The sequence below is a fragment of the Intrasporangium calvum genome, assembly GCF_028446585.1.
Taxonomy (GTDB): Bacteria; Actinomycetota; Actinomycetes; order Actinomycetales; family Dermatophilaceae; genus Intrasporangium; species Intrasporangium calvum_A.
Genome location: NZ_JAPFQL010000001.1, coordinates 40051 through 63888 on the forward strand (window position 1 = coordinate 40051; position 23838 = coordinate 63888).

Here is a 23838-nt window from a genome sequence, read left to right on the forward strand (position 1 = left end):
GTCAGGCCTTGAAGAGGTGCCGGCGGATCGAGGCGACGTTGGAGAAGATCCGGACGCCGAGGACCACCACGACGCCGGTGGAGAGCTGGGAACCGACACCCAGCTGGTCCCCGAGGAAGACGATGAACGCAGCAACGATGACGTTCGAGAGGAACGACACGACAAAGACCTTGTCGTTGAAGATGCCGTCGAGGACGGCTCGCACGGCCCCGAACACCGCATCGAGGGCCGCGATGACGGCAATGGGCAGGTACGGCTGCATCCACACGGGCACCGCCGGGTCCAGCAACAGCCCGATCGTCAGCCCAACCAGTAGCCCCAGGGCTGGAATCACGAATCGCTCCTATGACAGTCGTACGGTGCGGTCATCGGGTGGTTTCCTCGGTCCCTTGCTGCTCGCCCGGGTCCGGGCCGAGGCTACTGCCATCGGTCCCGCTGGTCACGGGCCCGGTGGTGGCGCTTCTGGTGGTGACTCCCCCGTCGAGTGGCTTGGCAGAGGTCAGGCGGGTCAGGGAGTCCGCGGGGACGGTGAGCCCGTCGCCGGCAGTGAGCTCACTGGTGATGCCGAACTGCTCGCCGAGCTGCGCCAGGTAGACGCCGGCGAACGACGGCTCGAACAGCTGCTGCATCCGGGCCGCGTCACCCAGCGCCGTGATGACGTAGGGCGGCGTCAGCGGCCGGAAGTCGACGATGATCGCCTGCCCGGCGAAGCGAATCGCCGCAGTGGACGTGAGCCGGTGTCCGTTGATGGCGATCGCCTCGGCGCCCACCCCCCAGAGCCCGTTGACGATGATCTGGAGGTCGCTCGAGGTGACCCGTCCCGAGTCGAATCCGCTGCTGGGTCGACTTCCTGTGTCTGAGTCGGCGTCGGCGGATGGTGCGTCACCCACGGTGAGGGTGAGCCCCGAGCCACGCATGGCGGTATAGCCGGCAAACATCTCGAGCTGCGTGATGGTGTCGGTCAGATCAGCGGCGCCCGCCTGCTGGAGCGCCAGCGCTTCCAGCTCGCTGACCTGCTTGCGGAGCTCAGCGATCGTTGCCTCCTGCCCCTGGCCCTGCGCCTGGAGGGTCTCGATCCGCCCGACGAGCTCGCTCTTGACGGACGCGGCGGCCGTGGGAGCGGCCCTGAGCGCCTGGGCGCCCGTGGCGAACAGGAAGCCCGTGACGACCATCATCGCGATGACCACCGCGGTGCGCGTCGAGGTCGCCGGCGGGAGGCCAGCGGCCGCTCGGCGGTCGGCAGCCTGCTGGTAACCGGGGTCCAGAGGGCGCTCCAACATGGAGGTGATGAGCGTCATGGAGGCATCCGGCCTGCGCGGCTTCGGCTCCGGGATCATGTCGACTCCACCGGAGAACGGGCGAGGACGAAACGGGCCTGCAGTGCGTACAGGACTGCAGCCAGCCAGTAGAGGACGATCCCCCACCACGCGAAGCCCCACCCGACGGGTCTCGCGAGATCGCCGATCCAGTCAGTGCGGTTCGCCAGGAGCAGGAGCGGGAAGGCGTAGAGGAGGTTGAACGTCGCCGCCTTGCCCACGAAGTGCACCGGCAGCCCGACTTGGCCACGGCGCCTCAGGTGGAGCAGCATCACGCTCATCGCCAGCTCACGGAGGATGAGGACGGCCACGAGCCACACCGGGATGATGTCGCGCCAGGCGAGACCGATGAGCGTGGTCAGGATGTAGAGCCGGTCAGCGATCGGGTCGAGCAGCTGGCCGAACCTGGACTCCATGTGGAACTTGCGAGCGATCTTGCCGTCGGCGTAGTCGGTGATGCCGCTGAGCATCAGGACCAGCAACGCCCAGGAGTCCTCCTTGGCCAGGATCGCCCACATGAAGACCGGCACGCCGATCAGCCGGAGGATGGACAGGATGTTGGGGAGGGTGAGCAGGCGACCTGACACGGTGGCCGGACGCTGCTCCGACACGGTCTCCCCATCCACGTGTCAGAGCCTAACCGTCCCTGTCGGTGGCGGCTGCGCCCGGGCAGAGTCGTGACCGAGACGAGGCCAACCCGGTGCGTTGGCCCGAGTCGTCCTCGCACCGCGTGGGCCACGCCGCCCTCTGCGAACGCCTAACCTCGCGGCCAGCCGTGGCACACTCTCAGCCATGCCCGGCGGACACCTCCACTCCCAAGGCCAACATCGCGGCCATTCCCACTCTCATGGTCATGGTCATGGTCATGGTCATGGAAGTGTCCCCCCGGTCGAGGTCGGGTCGGTCGCGAAGGTCGCGCTGATGGCCTTCCTCGTCCTCACCGCAGCAGCCACGATCTTCGGGCTCGCCCGGTACTGGCCCTCGGACAGCGCGTCGAGCGACCGTGTGGGGTCCTCGGAGTTCGCGGCCCCTGGGGTCACGTTCCCCATCGCCACCGTCTCCGAGGTCCTGCCTCCGTGCGCCGGGGCGGAGAGCCAGGTCGGGGCCGCCCCGATGGAGAACCAGCGGGGGGACGTTGCTCCGGACTCGGCGACGTGCGGAGCGATCCGCGTGGTACTCGAGCCCGAGACGGGCGACTGGAACGACAAGTTGACCGTCACGATCTCCGTCCCCGGACCTGTCTCCACCTCGGGTCTGCAGGGGGGCGACAAGGTCCAGCTCCTCAAGATCCCGGCTCAAGGGGCAGAGCCCGCCGCGTACTCGTTCCTGCAGGTCCAGCGAGGCTCCCCGTTGGCGCTCCTCCTCGCGCTCTTCATCTTCGTCGTCGTGGTCGTGGCACGGCTGCGTGGGGTGCTCGCCCTCCTCGGACTCTTGTTCGGCGGCCTGGTCGTCATCAAGTTCATGCTGCCCGCGCTGCTCGAGGGACAGCCCGGGATGCGGGTAGCCCTCATCGCCTCGACCGCGATCATGTTCGTCGTTCTCTACCTGGCTCATGGTCTCTCGACCCGGACCAGCACGGCCTTGGCGGGCACCTTCTTCGGCCTGGCCATCACTGCTGTCCTGGGCGTGCTCGCCGTGCATCTGGCGAGACTGAGCGGTGTCGCGGACGACGAGGGCGCGGCGCTGGCCGCGTTCAACGACACCATGCGCCCGCGTGACCTGTTGACCGCGGCCATCATCGTGGCAGGGCTCGGAGTGCTCAACGATGTGACGATCACGCAGTCGTCGGCAGTCTGGGAGCTCCGGGCTGCCGCGCCCCACCTGTCGCGACGTGCCCTCTTCAGCTCCGGGATGCGCATCGGGCGGGACCACATCGCCTCGACCATCTACACCATCGTGTTCGCCTATGCAGGCGCCGCGCTCCCCGTGCTCCTGCTGCTGTTCCTCTACGAGCGCCCGGTCCTCGACCTGCTGCAGTCCGAGTCCATGTCGGAGGAGATCGTCCGGACCCTGGCCAGCGCCATCGGGCTCGTCCTCGCCGTCCCCGCGACCACTGCCATCGCCGCGCTGACCGTCGGGGGCGCCCGCGAGCCGGAGATCCTGCCGACGGAGTTCCTGTCGCCAGACGGGGACTCTCCGGGTGCCGGACCGAGCCACGGAACAATGGGGCCGGCTCCCACCACGGGCATCAACAGACCGGTCGACGGGCGCGTCGACACCCGGCGTCCCGGACCCAGTGCCAGCGAGCTCCAACAGCGCGCTTCGCGCAGCCAACGCCCACCGAGCTCACGAGCCGAGCTACGTTCGAGGTCCAGCCGCTGACTGTCGTTGCGTGACCGACTGAGCCCGCCACGCGCCCATCGGAAGGGGGCAGCGGGGCGGGCCCAGCGGCATACGGCGGTCAAGGGGAGGCCCATCGGTCGGCGTGCGCATCGGGGTCAGCCCCCCGGTCCTCTCATGCCCAGCCCTGCTCTCGGCCTCATCGGCAGGGGCTCTGTCACCTGACGAATGTCTGCCGTCCAGAGGCTCCGCTTGGACGACTGCTCAGACCCATGCGATGCTGCCTCGACCGCGATCGAGGTGGGTGTGATGAGACCTGAGCTGCAGGACATCGTCGACGAGGTGTCACGGCTGCTGGGCCGGCCGGTGACGCTGGAGGACCGGCACTTCAATCTGGTCGCCTTCTGCTCCCACAGCGAGGACATCGACGCCATCCGCCAGGACTCGATCCTGCTGCGCCGCTCCCCTGACACGGTTCGCCAGTGGTTCGAGCAGTTCGGCATCGCGACAGCGGACCAGCCGGTGCGGACCCCCGCTTCTCCCGACGGCCGGATCCTCCCACGGCTGTGCCTGCCGGCCCGGTGGAAGGGGGTCACCTACGGCTACGTCTGGCTCATCGACGAGCATCGGCAGATCGACGAGTCGCGCGTCCCGGCAGCCGCCGCTCTCGTCGAGCGGGCCGGCGCCCTCATGGCCCAGCAGTCCCGCGCCCGCGACACCCTGGAGTTCACCCTGCGCGACCTGATCTCGGCCGACCAGGACGCAGTCGAGGAGGCAGCGGCCGAGATCGCCCAGCAGGGCATCATCCGCCGCGGTGTCCCCGTCTGCGTCGCCGAGCTGTCGCTGGCCACCGACTCCTCGGCGCCGACGGCGCCGATCAACCTGTGGAGCCTGCCCCGGTCCGTGCTCGCCGCGACGGATCAGGACCACACGACCCTGCTCATTCCGGTGCCAGGGCACGACCTCGATGTGGCGCGAGACGTCGCCAGACGCGCTCGGGCTCTCTATGCCGAGCGTCTCGACCCGACGCTCGCACAGCACCTCGTCGTCGGCATCGGCACGGCACGAGCCGATCTGGCGGAGGCGCGCGCCAGCTGGCAGGAGGCTCGGCTGGCTGCGCGCGTCGCGCAGTCGGTGTCGTCGCTGCCCCGCGTCGTCGCCTGGTCCGAGCTCGGCGTCTATCGGCTGCTCTCGTGCGGGCCCGAGAGCGCGCTCACCTCCGCGGTGCTGGATCCTGCGGTGACCAGGCTCCTCGAGCACGGCGATCCCGAGCTCGTCGAGACGGCCAACGTCTACCTCCGGCGTGCCGGCAACGTCCAACAGTCTGCGGCTGACCTCGGCGTGCACCGGCAGACCGTCTACTACCGGCTGCAGCGCATCGAACAGGTGACCGGGCTGGACCTGGACTCCGGCTCGGACCGACTGCTCCTCCACCTCGGCCTGACGATGGCTCCATTGCTCACCCCTGGTGGGCTGGGCCATCGCCGTTAGGCTGCCGACGCGTCCGCGGGAGCCTGGCACAGAAAAGGGCCGGACCCACATTCAGTGGGTCCGGCCCTTTTCAGCGTCCGGAGACATTTCACGGTCGGGCTGACAGGATTTGAACCTGCGACCCCTTGACCCCCAGTCAAGTGCGCTACCAAGCTGCGCCACAGCCCGTGGCCCCGTGGGGCGAACGAAACCTTAGCGCACGACCCTCCACCTGTCCGAATCGGGGTGCCCCGCAGAGCGGCCCCTTGCAGGCGAAGGGCGGTGTGCCCGACGCTCGCCCGTCAGCGGCGACGCTTCTCCCGGACGCGGACCGACACCTCGATGGGCGTGCCCTCGAAGCCGAACTGCTCACGCAACCGGCGCTCGAGGAACCGGCGGTAGCCCGCCTCGATGAAGCCCGACGCGAAGATCACGAACCGCGGGGGCCGCGTGGAGGCCTGCGTGGCGAAGAGGATCCTGGGTTGCTTGCCTCCACGCACCGGGTGCGGGTGAGCCGCCACCACTTCGCCGAGGAAGGCGTTCAGGCGCGAGGTCGGGACCCGCGTGTCCCACGACTCCAGCGCCTGCTCGAGGGCGGGAACGAGGCGGTCGAGGTGACGGCCCGTCCGGGCGGAGATGTTGACCCGTGGCGCCCACGGCACCTGCACGAGCTCCTTCTCGATCTCGCGCTCGAGGTAGTAGCGCCGCTCCTCGTCCAGGGTGTCCCACTTGTTGTAGGCGATCACCAGGGCTCGCCCGGCGTCGATGACCTGCTGCACGACGCGGATGTCCTGCTCGGCGATGGACTGCTCGGCGTCGATCAGCACGACGGCGACCTCGGCCTTCTCCAGCGCCGTCTGGGTGCGCAAGGAGGCGTAGAAGTCGGCGCCGCGCGTCTGGTGGACCCTGCGCCGGATTCCGGCCGTGTCGACGAAGCGCCACGTCGTGCCCGCCAGCTCGATCAGCTCGTCGACGGGGTCACGGGTGGTCCCGGCAAGCTCGTCCACGACGACCCGTTCGGAGCCGGCGAGCTTGTTGAGCAGGCTGGACTTGCCGACGTTGGGCCGGCCGATGAGGGCCACGCGGCGGGGGCCACCCTGGGCATAGGCGCCGTGCGCCGAGACCTCGGGCAGGACCTCCAGGACTGCGTCGAGCGCGTCGCCGCTCCCCCGGCCGTGCAGGGCCGACACCGGCCAGGGCTGGCCCAGGCCGAGGTTCCAGAGTGCCGCAGCGTCCGCCTCTCCGCGCTGGTCGTCCACCTTGTTGGCGATGAGGACGACGGGCTTGCCCGAGCGGCGCAGCAGCCGGACCACGGACTCGTCGTCATCGGTGGCTCCCACGGTGGCGTCGACGACGAACATGACCACGTCGGCGAGGTCGATGGCGATCTCGGCCTGCTCGGCAACCCGGAGATGGATGCCCGTGGCGGAGGCCTCCCAGCCGCCGGTGTCGACGATGGTGAAGCGGCGACCGCCCCACTCGCCTTCGTAGGACACGCGGTCCCGCGTCACGCCGGGCACGTCCTCGACGACGGCCTCGCGGCGGCGCAGGATGCGGTTGACGAGGCTGGACTTGCCGACGTTGGGCCGCCCGACGACTGCGACGACGGGCAGTGGCCCCCGCTCGGCAGCGCCGGCGAGCAGTTCGTCCTGGGTGTCGAGGAGGGCCTGGTCCTCGATGCTCAGCTCGAAGTCGGCCAAGCCGGCGCGCAGGGCGCGCTCGACCGACCGGTCGTCGTCCTCCGAGATCGGGGCGCCCTCGTCAGCGGGGCGGGCGGTCTCGTCAGTCACGGTGTCCTCGAATCAGTGGTGCGGAAGGCGGTGGCACAGGCTCAGAGCGCGGCCAGGGAGGGCTCGACGCGCTCAGGCCGAAGGACCATTGTCCACCCGCGCGCGGCGAACGTGCGACGCGAGCGCTTCCTGCAGGGTCAGGCTGGCGAGGCGCAGCCGCTCACGACCAGGCGCGGTCGGGTCCGGTCGGAGGGAGAAGGGCTCGCCGAAGTCGACGGTGAGGACCGCCCGCGGCGCCGGCCACGCGTCGGGAGACCCACCGGGGACCCGGGTCCCGAGGACGGCCACCGGGACCACGGGCGCGCCCGACCGGAGCGCGATCCAGGCCGCTCCCTGGTTGACCTCGTCCACGTCACCGTCGCGCCGTGTGCCTTCGGGGAAGATGCCGACGGCATCGCCACGCTCGAGCACGGCGAGCGCGGTCGAGAGGGCGACCCGGTCGCCAGTCGAGCGGTCGATGGGGATCTGCCCTGCGCCGCGCACCACGAGCCCGAAGGCGCCGGAGAAGGCCTCCTGCTTGACCAGGAAGGTCACTGGCCGCGGCGCGAGCGAGAAGACGAAGGGTCCGTCGAGGAAGGCAGCGTGGTTCGCGACGAGGACGACGGGCCCGTCCGCCGGCACCCGCTCGGGGTGCACGGCGCGTCCGCGGTAGAGGGTGCGGAAGATCGCCCGTCCGACGTGCCGGCCGGACGCGGCCCGCCGACGGTGCGGTGCGGTGGGAGCGGCGCTGGGGGTCATGTCCGAGCGGCGGCGACGACCTGCAGGACGGCGGCGACCGATCCGTCGAAGTCGAGGTCCGAGGTGTCGACGGTCGTGACGCCGTCGGCCGCCACGGTGAACTCGGAGACGGTCGAGTCGAGCCGGTCCCGGTCGACGATCTGCGACCGGGTGGCGCTGACCGAGGTGGCCTCGGCGTCTCCGTGCAGTTCCCGGGACCGTCGCGCGAGCCGGGCCTGCTCGGAGGCGGTGAGCAGGATGCGCACGGATGCGTCGGGCGCGACGACGGTGGTGATGTCCCGGCCCTCGACGACGACTCCCCCGTGTTCGGCGGCAGCCGCGGAGATCAGCTCACGCTGGAGGCGCCGCAGGAGCTCGCGCACGGGGATCACCGTGGCGACCTTGGAGACGGTGGTGGAGATGCGCGTCTCCCGGATCGCCTCGCCGACGTCGACGCCGCCGACGAGGACGTGGGCCGCGTCCGGGTCGGTGCCGATCTCGAGGGGGAAGTCACCGGCCGCCGCGGTCACGGCGGCTGCGTCGTCGAGGTCGACGTGCTGCTCGAGGCACCACCAGGTCAGCGCGCGGTACATCGCCCCCGTGTCGAGGTAGGCATAGCGGAGCGTCCGGGCCACCTGCTTGGACACGCTCGACTTCCCGGACCCGGAGGGACCGTCGATGGCGACGACGAAGCCGCTCAGCGGCGGTTCGGTGGGCTGGGACACGTCGGAGCTGACCGGGGTTTGCGGCATGGGCGGCAGCCTAGTGGCCCCGCGCGGGGGTCTCCGCAGCCCGCCACGCGCGCAACCCGGCCGTATGCCGCTGAGCCGGCCCAGCGGCATACGGCCGGGTTGCGCTGTGGTCGGGTGACGTGACGTGGTCAGTCGTGCAGCTGCCAGCCGCGGGCGGTGAGGGCCTCGGCGAGTGGCTCGGCGGCGGCCGGCACGACGGAGATGTAGGCGACACCGAAGGGCTGGCCCAGCCCGTGCTCGAGGTGCATGTCCTCGAGGTTGATGCCCGCGTCCCCCATGTCGGTGAGGAGCCGGGCGAGGGATCCCGGCTGGTCGGGGACGAGGACGGAGACGATGGCGTAGGCCGTGGGTGCGGCACCGTGCTTGCCCGGGATCCGGGCGTGGCCGAGGTTGCCCGCCTCGAGCATCCGGCTCAGCGTGGCCAGGGCACCTTCCCCCTCGCCGCTGGTGAGCGAGTCGAGGGCTGCGACGACCTCGCCGAGCTGGGTCTGGACGAGGACGAGCACCTCGCGGACGGCTTCGGCGTTGCCCGCGAGGATCTGCGTCCACAACCTGGGGTCGCTGGCAGCGATCCGCGTGACGTCGCGCAGCCCCTGCCCGGCGAGGCCGACCGCGGGCTCCGGGAGGTCACGCAGGCACGCCGCGACGACGCTCGCTGCGACCTGGGGCACGTGCGACACGGCGGCGACCGCCTCGTCGTGCTCGCGCGCGGGCATCACGCTGACCGCCGACCCCACGACCGTGGCCAGCTGGCGGACCGCGGCGACCGCCTCGTCGCTGGACCGTTCATGGGGCACGACGACCCAGGCACGACCGTCGAAGAGGTCGCGGCGCGCCGCCGCTGCTCCTGACCTCTCCCGGCCCGCCATGGGGTGCGACCCCACGTAGCGGGAGGCGTCCAGCCCAGAGGCGAGCACCGCGTCGAGCACGACCTGCTTGACCGAGGCGACATCGGTGACCACGGCCCCCGGCCACCGGCGCAGTGAGTCGACGACCGCTGCCGCTGCCACGTCAGGTGGCGCGGCCACGACCACGACGTCCGGCACGTCGTCGGGCTCCAGGTCGCCCGCCAGCCGGCCCGCGCCGAGGTCGCGCGCCAGACGGCGGGCCGTCGGCGAGGGGTCGTCGAGCGAGACCCGGAAGCCGGCAGCACTCAGCGCCAGGCCCAGGCTCGTGCCGATGAGCCCGGTGCCGACGATGCGGACGTGCGTGCTCACGGCGTCACAGGCCCGCGGCTTGGTAGAGCGCCCCCACCTCGGCCTTGTTGAGTCTGCGCATCCGGCCGGAACGGAGGTCGCCGAGGCGGATCGGCCCCACCTCGGTGCGGACCAGCTCGAGGACCGGGTGCCCCACTGCTTCGAGCATCCGTCGCACGACGTGCTTGCGCCCCTCGTGGAGCACCACCTCGATGAGGGCCTTGCCCGGCTGCGAGTCCACCACCTTGAAGGAGTCGACCGTCACCGGCCCGTCCTCGAGCTCGACACCCTGCCGCAGCTGCTTGCCCACGTCCTTGCCGATCGGCCCGCGCACCGTGGCCAGGTAGGTCTTGAGCACACCGTAGGCCGGGTGCTGGAGCCGGTGGGCCAGGTCGCCGTCATTCGTGAGGAGCAGGAGCCCCTCGGTGTCGGCGTCGAGGCGACCGACGTGGAAGAGCCGCTGCTCCCGGTTGCCGACGTAGTCGGCCAGGCTGATGCGCCCCAGCTCGTCGTTCATCGTGGTCACGACGCCCTTGGGCTTGTTGAACGCAAGGTAGACCCGGTCCTCGTCGAGATTGACGCGCACGCCGTCGACGTGGACCGCTTGGGTCTGCGGGTTGATCCGGACCCCGAGCTCGGTGACCACCTGCCCGTCGACCTCGACCCGCCCCTGCTCGATGAGGTTCTCGCAGACGCGGCGGGAGCCGACACCGGCGGCCGCCATGAGCTTCTGGAGGCGCACGCCGTCGGGGTCGTGGACGTCCACCTGCGGCGTGGTCGGGCGACTCGGCAGCCGCGTCGGTTGGCTCGGCTTCGTCGCCCCGGCGAAGCGGGGCCCGGCCGTGCGCTTGCCGCTGCCGCCCGCCCCTTTGCGGGAGCCACCGGAGCCACCGGAACCACCGGCGCGGGCGGGCTTCGAGCCACTCCCGCGCGGGCCCTTGGCGCCGCCGCTCGGTGCCGCACCTCGTTTGCGGGGCTGGCGTGGCGACCTGCTGTGCTCGCTCATGAGTGACCCTCCTCGATCAGCTCGTCGATGACATCGGCATCAGGTAGGTAAGGGGCCAGGGGCGGGAGCTCGTCCAGCGACGACAGCCCCATCCGCTGGAGGAAGTAGGGGGTCGTGCGATACAGGATCGCGCCGCTCTCCCCCACGTCCTCGACCTCCTCGATGAGGCCGCGGGAGAGCAGGGTCCGCACGACGCCGTCCACGTTGACGCCGCGGACGGCGCTGACCCGCGACCTCGACACCGGTTGGCGGTAGGCGATCACGGCGAGTGTCTCCAGGGAGGCCTGGGTGAGCTTGGCCTGCTGGCCGTCGAGGACGAACTTCTCCACGACCGGGGCGTAGTCGGCCCGGCTGTACATCCGCCAGCCGCCGGCGACGTTGCGCAGCGTGAACCCGCGCTGGGCCGCGGCGTAGTCCTCCTCGAGGGCCACGAGGTGCTCGCGGACGTCCTCGACCGGGAGCTCGAGCGCCGACGCGAGGGCCACCTCGGTGACGGGCTCCTCGACGACCATGAGGACGGCCTCGAGGGCGGACCGGGCCCCGCCCGGGAAGTCGTTGATGTCGAAGGCGATCTGCTCGTCCGCGTTGGGCGACGGGTCGTCCACCTCTGCCGGCTGGGCAGCCGGGTCCTGCTCACTCATCGTCTGCTCCATCGCGTCCGCTCTCGTGCACGTGCTGGTCGTCCCCGCCTGGCTCGCCGGCCTCGGGGTTGTCGGCGTCCTCGTCGAACTCGTCGTCGATCGCCACGTCGCCTTCCTCGCTGCCGGTCCAACGGATGTCGAGCTCGCCAAGTGCCTCGGCCTGCTCGAAGGCGATGGCCGCCTCCTTGAACAGCTCGAGGAGAGCGAGGAACCGCGCCACGATGACGAGGGTGCTGTCCGCGTCCGCCACGAGGCTGCGGAAGGAGACCTGACCCCGCGTCCGCAACCGCGACACGATGAGCGCGGCCTGCTCGCGCACGCTGACCTGCGGCGCGTGGAGGTGGTCGAGCCCCACGGTCGGTGGCTGCTTCGGGATCATCGCCCGCGCGGCGATCATCGCCAGCTGGTCCGGGGTGATCGTGATGACGAGCTCGGGAAGCAGGCTGGCGAAGTGCGGCTCGAGGCCGGCCTGCCGCGCCGTGATGCGGCCCGCCGTCGCCATCCGTTCGCGGACGGTCTGGGCGATCTGCTTGTAGGCGCGGTACTGAAGCAGGCGCGCGAAGAGCAGGTCGCGGGCCTCGATGAGGGCCAGGTCCTCGTCGTCCTGCGGACCGGACTGCGGCAGCAGGCGGGCGGCCTTGAGGTCGAGCAGGGTCGCCGCGATGAGCAGGAACTCCGATGCCTGACTGAGGTCCCAGTCGTTGTCCACGGCCTGGGCCGCCTTGATGTGCGCGACGAACTCGTCGGTCACGCTGGCGAGCGAGACCTCGGTGATGTCGAGCTTGTGCTTGCTGATCAGGCCGAGGAGCAGCTCGAAAGGTCCGGAGAAGACGTCGAGATGCACCTCGAAGGGTGCCACGGAGCGTCGCGTGATGACGCCTCCGGGAACGGCTGGTTCCTCGACCGGGTGGCGGTCGAGCGGGTCGGGATCGGACATCGTCCCTGCCGGCTCAGGCAGCGCCGCCCCGGGCGATGAGCTCCCGGGCGAGCTGCCGGTAGGCGGCTGCCCCGGAGTGGTCAGAGGAGTACGAGGTGATCGGCTCGGCCGCCAGCGTGGCGTCGGGGAACTTCACGGTGCGGCTGATCACGGTGTGGAAGACCTGCTCGCCGAAGTGGTTGACCACGGACGAGACGACCTCGCGGCTGTGCAGGGTGCGGGCGTCGTACATCGTCGCCAGAATCCCGTCGACCTGCAGCCGCGGGTTGAGCCGGTCGGTGATCTTGTCGATCGTGTCGATGAGCAGCGCGACGCCACGCATCGCGAAGTACTCGCACTCGAGCGGGATGATGACGCCGTGGGAAGCCGTCAGGGCGTTGACCGTGAGCAGGCCGAGCGACGGCTGGCAGTCGATGAGGACGACGTCGTAGTCGTCGAGCACCGGACGCAGCACCCGGGCCAGGACCTGCTCGCGCGCCACCTCGCCGACGAGCTGGACCTCGGCCGCGGACAGGTCGATGTTGGCCGGCACGAGATCGAGGTTGGGCGTCTGGGTCGGGCGGATGACGTCTCGGACGTCGTGTCCGTGCTCGACGAGCAGGTTGTAGATCGTGACGTCGAGCTCCTGGGCGTTGATCCCGAGCCCGACGGACAGGGCCCCCTGCGGGTCGAAGTCGACGGCGAGGACCCGACGCCCCAGCTCGGCGAGGGCTGCGCCGAGGTTGATCGTCGTCGTGGTCTTGCCCACGCCGCCCTTCTGGTTGCACATCGCGATGATGCGGGCCGGACCGTGGCTCGTCAGGGCAGGCGGCTCGGGGTAGTCGGGCAGCGGCCGACCCGTCGGCCCGATGTCCTCACCTGCGTGGGCGGACACGCCGGGCAGATGATTGGCGGAGCCGGTCTCGCCGTTGAGCGAGCCCACTGCGCCACCCGCCGACCCCGCACGGTCGACCCGCTCGTCCTGCATGGTCTCGTGTGACTCGTCGTTCACCGGGTGTTCCACTCCGCTCGGTTGTGCCCTCGGCCGCGCGCTCGGTCAGCATCTCGCTGATCACTTGCGACCTTATCAGCGTGCACGCGGGTGAGCCCCGGCATAGACCTCTCGCAGTCGGCGTGGCGAAACAAGGGTGTAGATCTGGGTGGCCGTCACGCTCGCGTGGCCGAGCAGCTCCTGCACGACTCGCACGTCCGCCCCGCCGTCGAGCAGGTGGGTGGCGAAGGAGTGGCGCAGGGTGTGCGGCGACACGCGCTCGGTGAGCCCGGCGCGGTCGGCGGCGCGCTGGACCACCGACCAGGCACTCTGCCGGGACAGCCGCCGCCCCCGTTGGTTGAGAAACAGCGCCGGCCCGCCGACACCGCGCTGCGCCAGCGCCGGACGCCCCCGCACCAGGTAGGCGTCGACTGCGTCCACGGCGAAGCGGCCCACGGGCACGATCCGCTCCTTGGTGCCCTTGCCGAGGAGGCGCACGACCCCCACCTCGTCCGGCCCTCCGGTCTCGATGTCGTCCACGTCGAGGCCGACGGCCTCGCTGATGCGGGCGCCGACGCCGTAGAGCACCTCGAGGAGTGCGCGGTCCCGGAGCGACTCGGGCGTGTCGCCGACCGAGGCAGCCGCAAGCAGACGCTCGACCGCCTCGACCGGGATCGCCTTGGGCAGCCGACTCGGCGGGGTGGGTGGGGGGACGTTGCCGGCCGGGTCCGCGGCGACCTCCCCCTCGAGCGCCAGGAAGCGGTGGAAGCCCCGGACGGCGACGAGGGTCCGCGCCGCCGAGGAAGCGGCCAGGCCCCGCTCCCGCAGCGAGGCGAGGAAGTCGGTGACATCTGCCTCCGACACCGCTCCTGCAGCCTGGATACCGCGGCTGTGGAGGTACTCGCGGTACTTGCGCAGGTCCCGTTCATAGGACTTGAGGGTGTTCTCGGAGGCACCCTTCTCGATCCGGACGTGGTCGAGCCAGCCGCGGACCTCCCGGTCGAGCTGGGTGGTCCGCGGCTGGGACGGCAGGGTCCCCGCCGGGGTCGCTGTCGCGCCGGTCGAGGTCAGGACAACGCCTCGTCGAGGGTGATCGACGTCATGCCGTGGGCCTCGGCGACCGGGGCGTAGGTGACCGCTCCCCCGTGGGTGTTGAGCCCCAGGCCAAGGGCGTGGTCGGCGCGGAGGGCGTCGCGCCAGCCGCGGTTGGCCAGCTCGACCGCATAGGGCAGGGTCACGTTGGTCAGGGCGTACGTGCTCGTGTGGGGCACCGCGCCGGGCATGTTGGCGACGCAGTAGAACACCGAGTCGTGGACCATGTAGGTCGGGTCGGCGTGCGTCGTCGGCCGCGAGTCCTCGAAGCACCCGCCCTGGTCGATGGCGATGTCGACGAGGACCGACCCCGGCTTCATCCGGGACACCTGCTCGTTGCTGACGAGGCGCGGCGCGCGGGCCCCGGGCACGAGGACGGCGCCGATGACCATGTCGGCGTCGGCGATGGCCCGCTCGATCTCGTAGGCGTTGGAGGCGACCGTCTGGCAGTGGCCCTGGTAGACGAAGTCTGCGTGCCGCAGCTTGGTGATGTCGCGGTCGAGCAGGAGCACCTCGGCCTGCATGCCGAGGGCGATGGCTGCGGCGTTCATGCCGGAGACGCCGGCGCCGATGACGACGACCTTGGCCGCGTAGACGCCGGAGACGCCGCCCATGAGGATGCCGCGCCCGCCCTGGGCCCGCATCAGCGCGTGGGCGCCCACCTGCGGGGCGAGCCGGCCGGCGACCTCGGACATGGGGGCGAGCAGGGGCAGGCTGCGGTCCGGCAGCTCGACCGTCTCGTACGCGATCCCGGTCACCTTGCGGGCGACGAGCTCTTCGGTGAGCGCCTTGTCCGCGGCGAGGTGCAGGTAGGTGAAGAGGGCCTGGCCCTCCCGCATCCGGGGGTACTCCTCGGCGACGGGCTCCTTCACCTTGAGGATGAGGTCCGCGGTGCCCCAGACGTCGTCGGCGGTCTCGAGGATCGTCGCACCGGCAGCCTCGTAGTCCTCGTTGAGGATCGAGGAGCCGCGTCCGGCGTCGCGCTCGACGAAGACGTCGTGGCCGTTGCGGACGAGCTCGTGCACGCCGGAGGGGGTGATGGCCACGCGGTACTCGTGGTTCTTCACCTCGCGTGGAATGCCAACCTTCATGGGCGGTCTGATCCTTCCGATCACGGGGTGGCCGCGGCCTCCTTGCCGCGTGCCGGCCGGCGGGTCACGCCGGCGCGATCCCACTGTAGCCACGCCGAAGTCGGGTCGGTGCAGGACCTGTCCCTCCCGGGTACTGACCGAATGTGCCAAGGTGCAGCCATGAACCCGCCAGCCCCGTCGTCAGCCCAGCACTGGCGTCCCACCACCATCGGCGCCCTCGTCGCGGGCGCGATGGTCGTCGTGTCATTCCTCGTCGGGGCGGCGCTCGGGCACGGGGGGTTCCCGGCGCTCCTCTACGTCGGCCTCCCGAGCATCATCGGCGGGGCGGTCGCCTTCAGCCGGCCGCGGCTGCGGCCTTACGCCGCAGGGTTTCTCGTGGCGTGGTTCGCGACGCTGATCGTGGTCGTGGTTGCCTACGTCGTCCTGGTCGCGGCGCTCTCCGAGCCGGGCGCCTGACCCACCCCATGCCGTATGCCGCTGGGCTCGCTCGGGCGACCGAGCGCGGACCCGCTGTCGGCACCTTCGCAGGAGGTACCCGATGAAGCTCTACGCAGACACCACCGGGCGACGCACCGGACAGCTGGTCGCGGACGTACTCGTCCTCGTCTGGGTCGCCGGCTGGGTCTGGGCCGGTCGACAGGTCCACGACACGATCCTGCAGCTGCGCGCCCCCGCGGACTCCCTGACGACGGCCGGGGAGTCGGTGCACGGGGCCCTGACCGGGGCGGGCGACCAGGCCGGACGCCTGCCCCTGGTGGGCGGCGACCTCGAGACCTGGCTCGACCGGGCCGCCGGCTCGGGGACCACGCTGCGCAACGCTGGGGCCGAGATGGCCGCGACGGTCGAGAACGTCGCCAACTGGCTCGGTGTCATCACCGCGGTGCTGCCGATCCTCACGGTGGGCGCCCTGTGGCTGTGGCTGCGGGTGCGCTTCGTGCGCCGCGCCACGACAGCTCAGCGGTACATCGACTCCAGTGATGACCTGGACCTGTTCGCCCTCCGGGCACTGGCGCACCAGCCGATGACGGCCCTGGCCCGGATCAGCCCCGACCCTGCCGGAGCGTGGCGGCGCCGCGACCCCGAGGCGATTCGCGCGCTGGCCCTGCTCGAGCTGCGCGACGAGGGACTGCGCCCTCCGCGGGGCACCTGAGCCCGACCCGCCGTCCAACTCGAGTGGCCCGGGAATCCCCCCTCCCCAGCCAACTCGAGTGGCCCCAGAATCCACACCTCGACATGTGGACGGCGGGGCCACTCGAGTGTTGAGCCCGGGGGTGGCCTGTGGACTTCGGGGCCACTCGAGTGGGGTGGCGGGCCTTGGTCAGTCGGCGCGGGTGACGCTCGGGTGCAGGTCCTCCTGCGGCGGGACCCAGCTGTCGGCCGACGCAGGAACCTGTTCGCCGCTGCGGATGTCCTTCACCTCGTCGCCCGACTCTCCCGCCCCGGGGAACCACACGAACGGGATGCCCCGGCGCTCGGCGTAGCGGATCTGCTTGCCGAAGCGCGCTGCCGACGGAGCGACCTCGCACGGCACGCCGCGAGCCCGGAGCGCGGTGGCCACGGACACGGACCGGTCCCGCGAGTCGTCGTCGGTGAGCGCCACCAGCACGGCGGCCGGGGTGGAGCGGGAGGCCGTGACGAGCCCCTGCCCGACGAGCAGGCCGAGAATCCGTGAGACCCCGATCGAGATGCCCACACCGGGATACGTGGTGCGGCCGTCCGAGGCGAGGGCGTCATAGCGGCCACCCGAGCAGAACGAGCCCCACTCCTCGTGGCCGACGAACTGCGTCTCGTAGACGGTGCCGGTGTAGTAGTCGAGCCCGCGGGCGATCCGGAGGTCCGCGACCACCTTGCCGGGCGCGTGCGCCATGGCGGTGCGGATCACGGCGCTCAAGGACTCGAGTCCCTCCTCGAGCAGCGGGTGCGTCACGCCCAGCTCGCGCACGCGGTCGACGAAGCCGAGGTCCTCCGTGCGGATGCCGGCCAGGTCCAGACACAGGTCGGCCTGCTCTGGTGTGGCCCCCGACTCGACGAGGAGCTCGGTGACCCTGTCCGGTCCGATCTTGTCGAGCTTGTCCACGATGCGCAGGGTCGTCGTCACGTCCGTGAGGCCGATCCCCTGGTAGAAGCCGTTGGGGATCTTGCGGTTGTTGACCTGGATGACGAAGTCCCCGACCGGGAACCGGCTGAACACGTCGGCGATGACGAGGGGCATCTCGGCCTCGAAGTGCGGCGACAGCTCCCCCACGTCGACGACGTCGATGTCGGCCTGGGTGAACTCCCGGTAGCGGCCCTCCTGGGGGCGCTCGCCACGCCAGGCCTTCTGGATCTGGTAGCGGCGGAACGGGAAGGACAGCTTGCCGGCGTTCTCGAGCACGTAGCGGGCGAAGGGCACCGTCAGGTCGAAGTGCAGACCCCACTTGGCGCCGTCGGTGTCGTCACCGGCCAGGCGGGACACCCCGTAGATCTCCTTGTCGGTGTCGCCGCCCTTGCCGAGGAGCCGGTCCACCGTCTCGATGGCTCGCGTCTCGATGGAGGAGAACCCGTGGAGCTCGAACGTTTCGCGGATGACGTCGAGGAAGCGCTGCTCCACGATGCGCTCGGCAGGCAGGTACTCGGGGAAGCCACTGATCGGGGTGACCTTGGTCGTCGTCACCGGCGTCGAAGGGGCGGTCGGCTGCGGGTTGCTCACGCGGGCAAGTCTCTCAGGTAGGGGTTGGTCATGCGTTCGTGGGCCATCGTCGTGGCGTGGTAGTGGCCGGGCAGCACCAGGGTCGTGTCCGGCAACGGCAGGACGACGTCCCTGAGGCTGCGCGTCATCGCGGCAGGGTCACCGCCGGGCAGGTCCGTCCGGCCGATCGAGCCGGCGAAGAGCACGTCTCCGGTCAGCACGGTGCGGTCCACGTCGACCTGGTCGCCGATCCCTTCGGGCACGCTCGACGTGCCGAACATCACTGAGCCCTCGGTGTGCCCGGGCGCGTGCAGGACCTCGAAGTCGAGGCCGGCGAGCGTGAGCCGCGCCCGGTCCCGGATCTCGACGACGTTGGTGGGCTCCGTCCACGTCGCGCGGGAGCCGAACTGCTGCTCCAACATGGCCACCAGGCCGGCGTTGCTCTTGCCGAGCGGGTCGACGAGCCGGTAGCGGTCGTCGGTGTGGATGTAGGCAGCCGTGTCCGCGCCGCACACCGGTGTCACCGACCACACGTGGTCGACGTGACCGTGCGTCAGCAGGACCGCCGCCGGGCGGAGCCGGTGCGTGGTCAGCACCTCCCGAAGGGTCTCCTCGACACCGATGCCCGGGTCGACGATGACGCACTCCTCGCCGGCAGCCGGGGCCAGGACGTAACAGTTGGTGTCGAACGCGAGTGCAGGAAAGGCGATGGTCAGCACGCTGGGAGCCTAACCGCGGCGCGAAAGCCGGCCCAGCGGCATACGGCAGCGTGGCCCTGCTGTGAAAGGGTGGAGGTTGTCACGCAGTCGTGACCCGTTGAGCACGACCAACGCGACAACGGTCCCTAAAATGACCGAACGCCGGGGTGAGCCCGGCACACCCGCCCGAGGAGAGTTTGTGACGAAAGAGCAGGAACGCGCCCGCGCGCGCCGCCGCCACGAAGAAGTGCAGAAGACCCAGAAGCCGCCCGTGGGTGATGCCACGCGCGACAAGCAGGTCTTCGGCGTCATTCTCGCGGTCATCGTCATCCTCGCCGCGGTCCTCATCGTGCCCCAGTTCATCCCCGACCGGACTGACGCCAATCCCGCTGCGCAGCCCAGCAACGCCGCGACGACCCCGAGTGACAGCGCCACCGGCGGGCTGGCCGCCGGCCAGAAGCTCGCCGCCGGGTGCACCGAGCCCCCCGCGCTCCAGGCTGAGCCGAAGTCCTTCACCGAGGTGCCCGACAAGGCGACCGCGGCCGGCAAGACGTGGGTCGCGACCCTCGACACGACCTGCGGCGACATCACCCTAGAGCTCGACGGCGCGAAGGCCCCGCAGACCGTCGCGTCGTTCCTCAACCTCGCCAAGGAGGGCTACTGGGCGCCCAGCCCGTGCCACCGCCTGACCACGGAGGGCATCTTCGTCCTCCAGTGCGGCGACCCCACCGGCACCGGCTCCGGCGGCCCCGGCTACACGTTCGGCATCGAGAACGCGCCCGCCGACGGCACCTACCCCGCCGGCTCTCTCGCGATGGCGCGGACGCAGGACCCCAACAGCAACGGGGGCCAGTTCTTCATCACGTACAAGGAATCCCAGCTGCCGACCGACGGCGGCGGCTACTCGATCTTCGGGAAGGTCACCGAAGGTCTCGACATCGTTGAGAAGATCGCGGCGAACAAGGCGCTCGACCCGAGCCCGGCCGACGGCACCCCGGTGTCGCCGATCAGCATCCTCAGCGTGAAGGTCACGGAGAAGAAGTCATGACGGACAGCAACGAGTCCCAGCCGCAGCCCGAGGGCGTCGCCACCCCTGTCGCCCAGACGGAGCTGCCCGCCGAGCCGGTGTCCACGCAGCCTGCTGAGGAGACCGCTCCGGTGGCCACCGAGCAGCCCGAGCAGGCCGAGCAGACCGAGGGGGCTGCAGCGGAGAGCGAGCCGACGAGGCCCGTCTCGACCCAACCTGCTGAGGAGACGGCCCCCGCTGAGGACTCCACCCCAACGGAGGAGACGGCGGCGCCTGCCGAGGACACCACCGCGGCAGCGGACACGGCGACCGCCGACGTCCCCGAGCCTGCCGCCGAGGCAGACGAGGCGGCTGCCGAGCCAGCCGAGGACACCACCACGGCAGAGGCAGACGAGCCGGCGGCTGAGCCCGCCGAGGCGCCGCGCCCGAGCCCGGCGTCGATTCCCAAACCCAGTGCCATCCCGACCCCGGCCGCCCTGGCGAAGGCGGTGCCCCACCCGCCTGCTGCCCCCGCGGTTCCGGTGATCACCACCGACCATTCCGCCTCGGCGGCCTTCGGTCGGGTCGACGACAACGGCACCGTCTTCGTGCGCACCAAGGAGGGCGAGAAGGAGGTCGGCTCCTACCCCGGTGCCACCGCCGACGAGGCGTTGACCTACTTCGCCCGCAAGTACGACGAGCTCTATGCATCTGCAGTGCTACTCGAGCAGCGACTCAGCCAGCCCGAGGTGCCGTCCAAGGACGTCGCAGAGGCGCTCAAGGTCCTCACCGGTCAGGTGGCCGAGGCCGCCGTGGTCGGCGACCTCGAGGCCCTGGCGACGAAGCTCGACGAGATCCAGTCCGGCGTCGCCGCGAAGCGGACCGTCGAGCAGCAGCACCGTGCCGAGGCCCGGACGGCCGCCACCGCCGAGCGCGAGCGGATCGTCGCCGAGGCCGAGTCGATCGCCGAGCAGCCCGAGAGCCGGATCCAGTGGAAGCAGAGCGGCGCGCGGATGCGCGAGCTGCTCGACGAGTGGAAGGCGCATCAGCGTTCGGCCACGCGGCTCGATCGGGACACCGAGACCAAGCTGTGGCAGCGGTTCAGCGCCGCGCGCAACCGGTTCGACAAGGCCCGCCGCACGCACTTCGCCGGCCTGGACGCCTCGCACGCCGAGGCCAAGGGCGCCAAGGAGCGCCTCGTCGCCGAGGCGGAGAAGCTCTCGACGAGCACCGACTGGGCGGCCACCGCGGGCGCCTTCAAGCGCCTCATGGACGACTGGCGCCGGGCCGGACGCGCCAGCCGGACCGACGACGACCGACTGTGGGCTCGCTTCAAGGCCGCTCAGGATGCGTTCTTCGCCGCGAAGGATGCCGTCGTGGCGGCCGAGGAGGAGCAGTACCGCGGCAACCTCACCGTCAAGGAGGCCCTCCTCGTCGAGGCAGAGGCGCTGCTGCCGGTCACCGACCTCGAGCGGACCAAGGCCCAGCTGCGCGCCATTCAGGACAAGTGGGACGCCGCCGGCAAGGTGCCGCGCGCCGACATGGACCGGATCGAGAAGGCCATGCGCCGGGTCGAGCAGACCGTCCGGGACGCCGAGGACAAGAAGTGGCACTCCACGAACCCGGAGGCGGCAGCCCGCGCCCAGGGCATGGTCGAGCAGTTGGAGCGCGCCGTCGCCGACCTCAAGGACGACCTGGCCAAGGCTGAGGCCTCGGGCAACGCGAACAAGGTGAAGAAGGCCAAGGACGCCCTCGAGGCGCGGCAGGCCTGGCTCGACCAGGCGCGCGCCGGAGTGCGCGAGTTCGGCGGCTGACGCCAACCGAGGAGCAGCTCGTCCGCCTGCCTGGCCCGTGCGCTTAGTTCGGACCAGACGGGCGGACGAGCTGCTCTCTCGTTGAGGCTCAGGCGGTGGACTTGCCGCCGTTGACCCGGTAGACGTCGAAGACGCCGTCGATGCGGCGGACCGCCTTGATGACGTGCTCGAGATGGGTCGGGTCGCCCATCTCGAAGGTGAAGCGGGAGATGGCGACCCGGTCACGCGAGGTCTGGACCGACGCCGAGAGGATGTTGACGTGCTGGTCCGACAGGACCCGGGTCACGTCGCTGAGCAGGCGATTGCGATCGAGCGCCTCCACCTGGAGCTGGACGAGGAAGACGCTCGCGGAGGACGGGGCCCACTCGACGTCGATGAGCCGCTCCGGGTTGGCCGTCAGCTGTGAGGCATTGGTGCAGTCGACGCGGTGGACCGACACTCCACTCCCCCGCGTGACGAAGCCGAGGATCGGGTCGCCCGGGACCGGTGTGCAGCACTTGGCGAGCTTGACCCACACGTCGGCCGTGCCGACGACCACCACACCGGGGTCTCCCCCACGGCTGCGTCTGGCCATGGCGCGATTCGGGACCGTGGCCTCGGCCAGATCCTCGGTGGCGCCCTCGACGCCGCCCATCGATGCGACGACCTTGCCCACGACGTGCTGGGCCGAGACATGTCCCTCGCCGACCGCGGCGTAGAGCGCCTCGATGTCCTGGTAGCGCAGGTCGGTCGCGACCGCCGTCATCGACTCGTGGCTCATCAGGCGCTGCAGCGGGAGGTTCTGCTTGCGCAGGGCCTTGGCGATGCTCTCCTTCCCCGCGTCGATGGCCTCCTCGCGACGCTCCTTGGAGAACCACGCCTTGATCTTGTTGCGCGCCCGGGCGCTCTTGACGAAGCCCAGCCAGTCGCGGCTCGGTCCGGCCCCGTCGGCCTTGGACGTGAGGACCTCCACGACGTCGCCGTTCTCGAGCGTCGACTCGAGCGGTACGAGGCGGCCGTTGACGCGCGCACCGATGCAGTGGTGCCCCACCTCGGTGTGGACGGCGTAGGCGAAGTCCACCGGGGTGCCACCCACCGGCAGCGCCACGACCGAACCCTTGGGCGTGAAGACGTAGACCTCGCTCGAGCCCATCTCGAACCGCAGCGCGTCGAGGAACTCGCCGGGGTCCTCGGTCTCTCGCTGCCAGTCGAGCAGCTGGCGCAGCCAGGCCATGTCGTTCTGCGGCGCACCCTCGCCGGGTCGGGCGCCGCCCCCGACCGTCTGGTCCTTGTACTTCCAGTGCGCCGCCACGCCGTACTCGGCCCGCCGGTGCATGGTGTGGGTCCGGATCTGGATCTCGACCGGCTTCCCCTGCGGACCGATGACCGTCGTGTGCAGCGACTGGTACATGTTGAACTTCGGCATCGCGATGTAGTCCTTGAACCGGCCGGGGACCGGGTTCCACCTCGCGTGCAGGGCGCCGAGGGCCGCGTAGCAGTCGCGCACCGTGTCGACGAGGACGCGGACCGCGACGAGGTCGTAGATGTCCTCGAAGTCGCGGCCGCGGACGATCATCTTCTGGTAGACGGAGTAGTAGTGCTTGGGGCGGCCGGTGACGACCGCCTTGATCTTCGCCGCCGTGAGGTCCTCGGTGACCTGGGCCCGCACCCCCGCGAGGTACTCCTCACGGGCGGGAGCCCGCTCGGCGACGAGGCGCACGATCTCGTCGTAGACCTTGGGGTAGAGCGTCGCGAAGGAGAGGTCCTCGAGCTCCCACTTGATGGTGTTCATGCCGAGCCGGTGCGCGAGCGGCGCGTAGATCTCGAGCGTCTCGTTGGCCTTGCGTTTGGCCGACTCGGCGCTGACGTAGCGCCAGGTCCGAGCGTTGTGCAGGCGATCGGCAAGCTTGATGACGAGGACGCGGATGTCCCTCGCCATGGCGATGACCATCTTGCGCACGGTCTCGGCCTGCGCGGCCTCGCCGTAGGTGACCTTGTCGAGCTTCGTCACGCCGTCGACGAGCATCGCGATCTCGTCGCCGAAGTCCTTGCGCAGATCCTCGAGGCGGTACGACGTGTCCTCGACGGTGTCGTGCAGGAGCGCGGCTGCCAGCGTCGGTGGCGTCATCCCGAGCTCGGCGAGGATGGTCGTGACGGCCAGTGGATGCGTGATGTAGGCGTCGCCGCTCTTGCGCATCTGGCCCTCGTGGGCGCGCTCGGCGACCGCGTAGGCCCGCTCGATGACCGAGAGATCAGCCTTGGGGTGGTTCTGCCGGACGGCCGTCATGAGCGGCTCGAGGACGGGGTTGCCGGACGGTCGGCTCGCCCCGAACCGGGCAAAGCGAGCCCGCACCCGCGACGGGGCGCTCAGCTCGCTCCGGACCTCCTCGCTCATGAACTGAGTCTAGGGGGCCG

22 protein-coding genes and 1 tRNA gene are annotated in these 23838 nt (G+C 70.7%); 6 read left to right on the forward strand and 17 right to left on the reverse strand.

Going from position 1 to position 23838, the window contains the following annotated elements; all coding sequences use genetic code 11:
• Position 1 precedes the first annotated feature (1 nt).
• The 3 genes from OO014_RS00200 to OO014_RS00210 are packed head-to-tail and all read right to left on the reverse strand — an operon-like array spanning position 2 to position 1942.
• Positions 2 to 334, reverse strand: a complete 333-nt coding sequence (locus OO014_RS00200; RefSeq protein ID WP_272460209.1) for a small basic family protein — start codon at positions 332 to 334, stop codon at positions 2 to 4.
• Between the two features lie 31 nt (positions 335 to 365).
• Positions 366 to 1337 carry a DUF881 domain-containing protein gene (locus OO014_RS00205; RefSeq protein WP_272460210.1) on the reverse strand — a complete coding sequence of 324 codons (972 nt, stop codon included), beginning with the start codon at positions 1335 to 1337 and terminating at the stop codon, positions 366 to 368.
• The gene (locus tag OO014_RS00210; RefSeq protein WP_272460211.1) at positions 1334 to 1942 is read right to left on the reverse strand and encodes a CDP-alcohol phosphatidyltransferase family protein; all 609 of its coding nucleotides are present in this window, start codon (positions 1940 to 1942) and stop codon (positions 1334 to 1336) included. Before OO014_RS00210 ends, OO014_RS00205 begins: the two co-directional genes overlap by 4 nt.
• Before the next feature lie 295 nt (positions 1943 to 2237).
• On the opposite strand from OO014_RS00210, the gene OO014_RS00215 reads away from it, so the two are divergent.
• Together OO014_RS00215 and OO014_RS00220 are read left to right on the forward strand one after the other, a co-directional pair.
• The gene (locus tag OO014_RS00215) at positions 2238 to 3638 is read left to right on the forward strand and encodes a YibE/F family protein (RefSeq protein WP_272460212.1); all 1401 of its coding nucleotides are present in this window, start codon (positions 2238 to 2240) and stop codon (positions 3636 to 3638) included.
• 267 nt (positions 3639 to 3905) lie between these two features.
• On the forward strand, positions 3906 to 5087 hold the full coding sequence (locus OO014_RS00220; RefSeq protein ID WP_272460213.1) for a PucR family transcriptional regulator: 1182 nt from the start codon (positions 3906 to 3908) through the stop codon (positions 5085 to 5087).
• A 94-nt stretch (positions 5088 to 5181) separates the two neighbouring features.
• On the opposite strand, the gene OO014_RS00225 is transcribed toward OO014_RS00220, so the two are convergent.
• From OO014_RS00225 to ald, 11 genes are all read right to left on the reverse strand, one after another.
• Positions 5182 to 5255 (reverse strand) — tRNA-Pro (locus tag OO014_RS00225).
• A gap of 113 nt (positions 5256 to 5368) precedes the next feature.
• Positions 5369 to 6856: a ribosome biogenesis GTPase Der gene (der, locus tag OO014_RS00230; RefSeq protein WP_272460214.1), complete on the reverse strand. Its 1488-nt coding sequence runs from the start codon at positions 6854 to 6856 to the stop codon at positions 5369 to 5371.
• Between the two features lie 72 nt (positions 6857 to 6928).
• A complete protein-coding gene (locus tag OO014_RS00235; protein ID WP_272460215.1) occupies positions 6929 to 7594 on the reverse strand; it encodes a lysophospholipid acyltransferase family protein in 666 nt (221 codons plus the stop codon).
• Positions 7591 to 8325 carry a (d)CMP kinase gene (gene cmk / locus OO014_RS00240; protein ID WP_272460216.1) on the reverse strand — a complete coding sequence of 245 codons (735 nt, stop codon included), beginning with the start codon at positions 8323 to 8325 and terminating at the stop codon, positions 7591 to 7593. The genes OO014_RS00235 and cmk overlap by 4 nt, the downstream gene beginning before the upstream one ends.
• 128 nt (positions 8326 to 8453) lie before the next feature.
• Positions 8454 to 9542, reverse strand: coding sequence for a prephenate dehydrogenase (locus OO014_RS00245; protein WP_272460217.1), 1089 nt, complete (start codon positions 9540 to 9542; stop codon positions 8454 to 8456).
• Positions 9543 to 9546: 4 nt separating this feature from the next.
• Positions 9547 to 10527 (reverse strand): pseudouridine synthase, encoded by a 981-nt coding sequence (locus OO014_RS00250; protein WP_272460218.1) that lies wholly within the window; start codon positions 10525 to 10527, stop codon positions 9547 to 9549.
• Positions 10524 to 11168, reverse strand: coding sequence for an SMC-Scp complex subunit ScpB (gene scpB, locus OO014_RS00255; RefSeq protein WP_272460219.1), 645 nt, complete (start codon positions 11166 to 11168; stop codon positions 10524 to 10526). Before scpB ends, OO014_RS00250 begins: the two co-directional genes overlap by 4 nt.
• The gene (locus OO014_RS00260; protein ID WP_272460220.1) at positions 11161 to 12105 is read right to left on the reverse strand and encodes a segregation and condensation protein A; all 945 of its coding nucleotides are present in this window, start codon (positions 12103 to 12105) and stop codon (positions 11161 to 11163) included. The genes scpB and OO014_RS00260 overlap by 8 nt, the downstream gene beginning before the upstream one ends.
• A gap of 13 nt (positions 12106 to 12118) precedes the next feature.
• Positions 12119 to 13096 (reverse strand): ParA family protein, encoded by a 978-nt coding sequence (locus tag OO014_RS00265; protein ID WP_272460221.1) that lies wholly within the window; start codon positions 13094 to 13096, stop codon positions 12119 to 12121.
• Between the two features lie 75 nt (positions 13097 to 13171).
• Positions 13172 to 14107, reverse strand: coding sequence for a site-specific tyrosine recombinase XerD (gene xerD, locus OO014_RS00270; protein ID WP_272460296.1), 936 nt, complete (start codon positions 14105 to 14107; stop codon positions 13172 to 13174).
• A 35-nt stretch (positions 14108 to 14142) separates the two neighbouring features.
• Positions 14143 to 15258 (reverse strand): alanine dehydrogenase, encoded by a 1116-nt coding sequence (gene ald, locus OO014_RS00275; protein ID WP_272460222.1) that lies wholly within the window; start codon positions 15256 to 15258, stop codon positions 14143 to 14145.
• A 159-nt stretch (positions 15259 to 15417) separates the two neighbouring features.
• On the opposite strand from ald, the gene OO014_RS00280 reads away from it, so the two are divergent.
• Both OO014_RS00280 and OO014_RS00285 read left to right on the forward strand, forming a co-directional pair.
• A complete protein-coding gene (locus OO014_RS00280; protein ID WP_272460223.1) occupies positions 15418 to 15714 on the forward strand; it encodes a hypothetical protein in 297 nt (98 codons plus the stop codon).
• A gap of 82 nt (positions 15715 to 15796) precedes the next feature.
• Positions 15797 to 16408, forward strand: coding sequence for a hypothetical protein (locus tag OO014_RS00285; RefSeq protein WP_272460224.1), 612 nt, complete (start codon positions 15797 to 15799; stop codon positions 16406 to 16408).
• A gap of 168 nt (positions 16409 to 16576) precedes the next feature.
• On the opposite strand, the gene hisS is transcribed toward OO014_RS00285, so the two are convergent.
• Entirely contained in the window at positions 16577 to 17947 is a 1371-nt protein-coding gene (gene hisS / locus OO014_RS00290; RefSeq protein WP_272460225.1) for a histidine--tRNA ligase, read from the reverse strand.
• Positions 17944 to 18645 carry an MBL fold metallo-hydrolase gene (locus OO014_RS00295; RefSeq protein ID WP_272460226.1) on the reverse strand — a complete coding sequence of 234 codons (702 nt, stop codon included), beginning with the start codon at positions 18643 to 18645 and terminating at the stop codon, positions 17944 to 17946. The genes hisS and OO014_RS00295 overlap by 4 nt, the downstream gene beginning before the upstream one ends.
• Before the next feature lie 178 nt (positions 18646 to 18823).
• On the opposite strand from OO014_RS00295, the gene OO014_RS00300 reads away from it, so the two are divergent.
• Both OO014_RS00300 and OO014_RS00305 read left to right on the forward strand, forming a co-directional pair.
• Positions 18824 to 19672, forward strand: a complete 849-nt coding sequence (locus OO014_RS00300) for a peptidylprolyl isomerase (protein ID WP_272460227.1) — start codon at positions 18824 to 18826, stop codon at positions 19670 to 19672.
• Positions 19669 to 21444 carry a DUF349 domain-containing protein gene (locus tag OO014_RS00305; RefSeq protein WP_272460228.1) on the forward strand — a complete coding sequence of 592 codons (1776 nt, stop codon included), beginning with the start codon at positions 19669 to 19671 and terminating at the stop codon, positions 21442 to 21444. The genes OO014_RS00300 and OO014_RS00305 overlap by 4 nt, the downstream gene beginning before the upstream one ends.
• 88 nt (positions 21445 to 21532) lie before the next feature.
• Here OO014_RS00305 and OO014_RS00310 read toward each other — a convergent pair whose 3' ends face one another.
• Entirely contained in the window at positions 21533 to 23818 is a 2286-nt protein-coding gene (locus OO014_RS00310) for a RelA/SpoT family protein (protein WP_272460229.1), read from the reverse strand.
• Positions 23819 to 23838 lie beyond the last annotated feature (20 nt).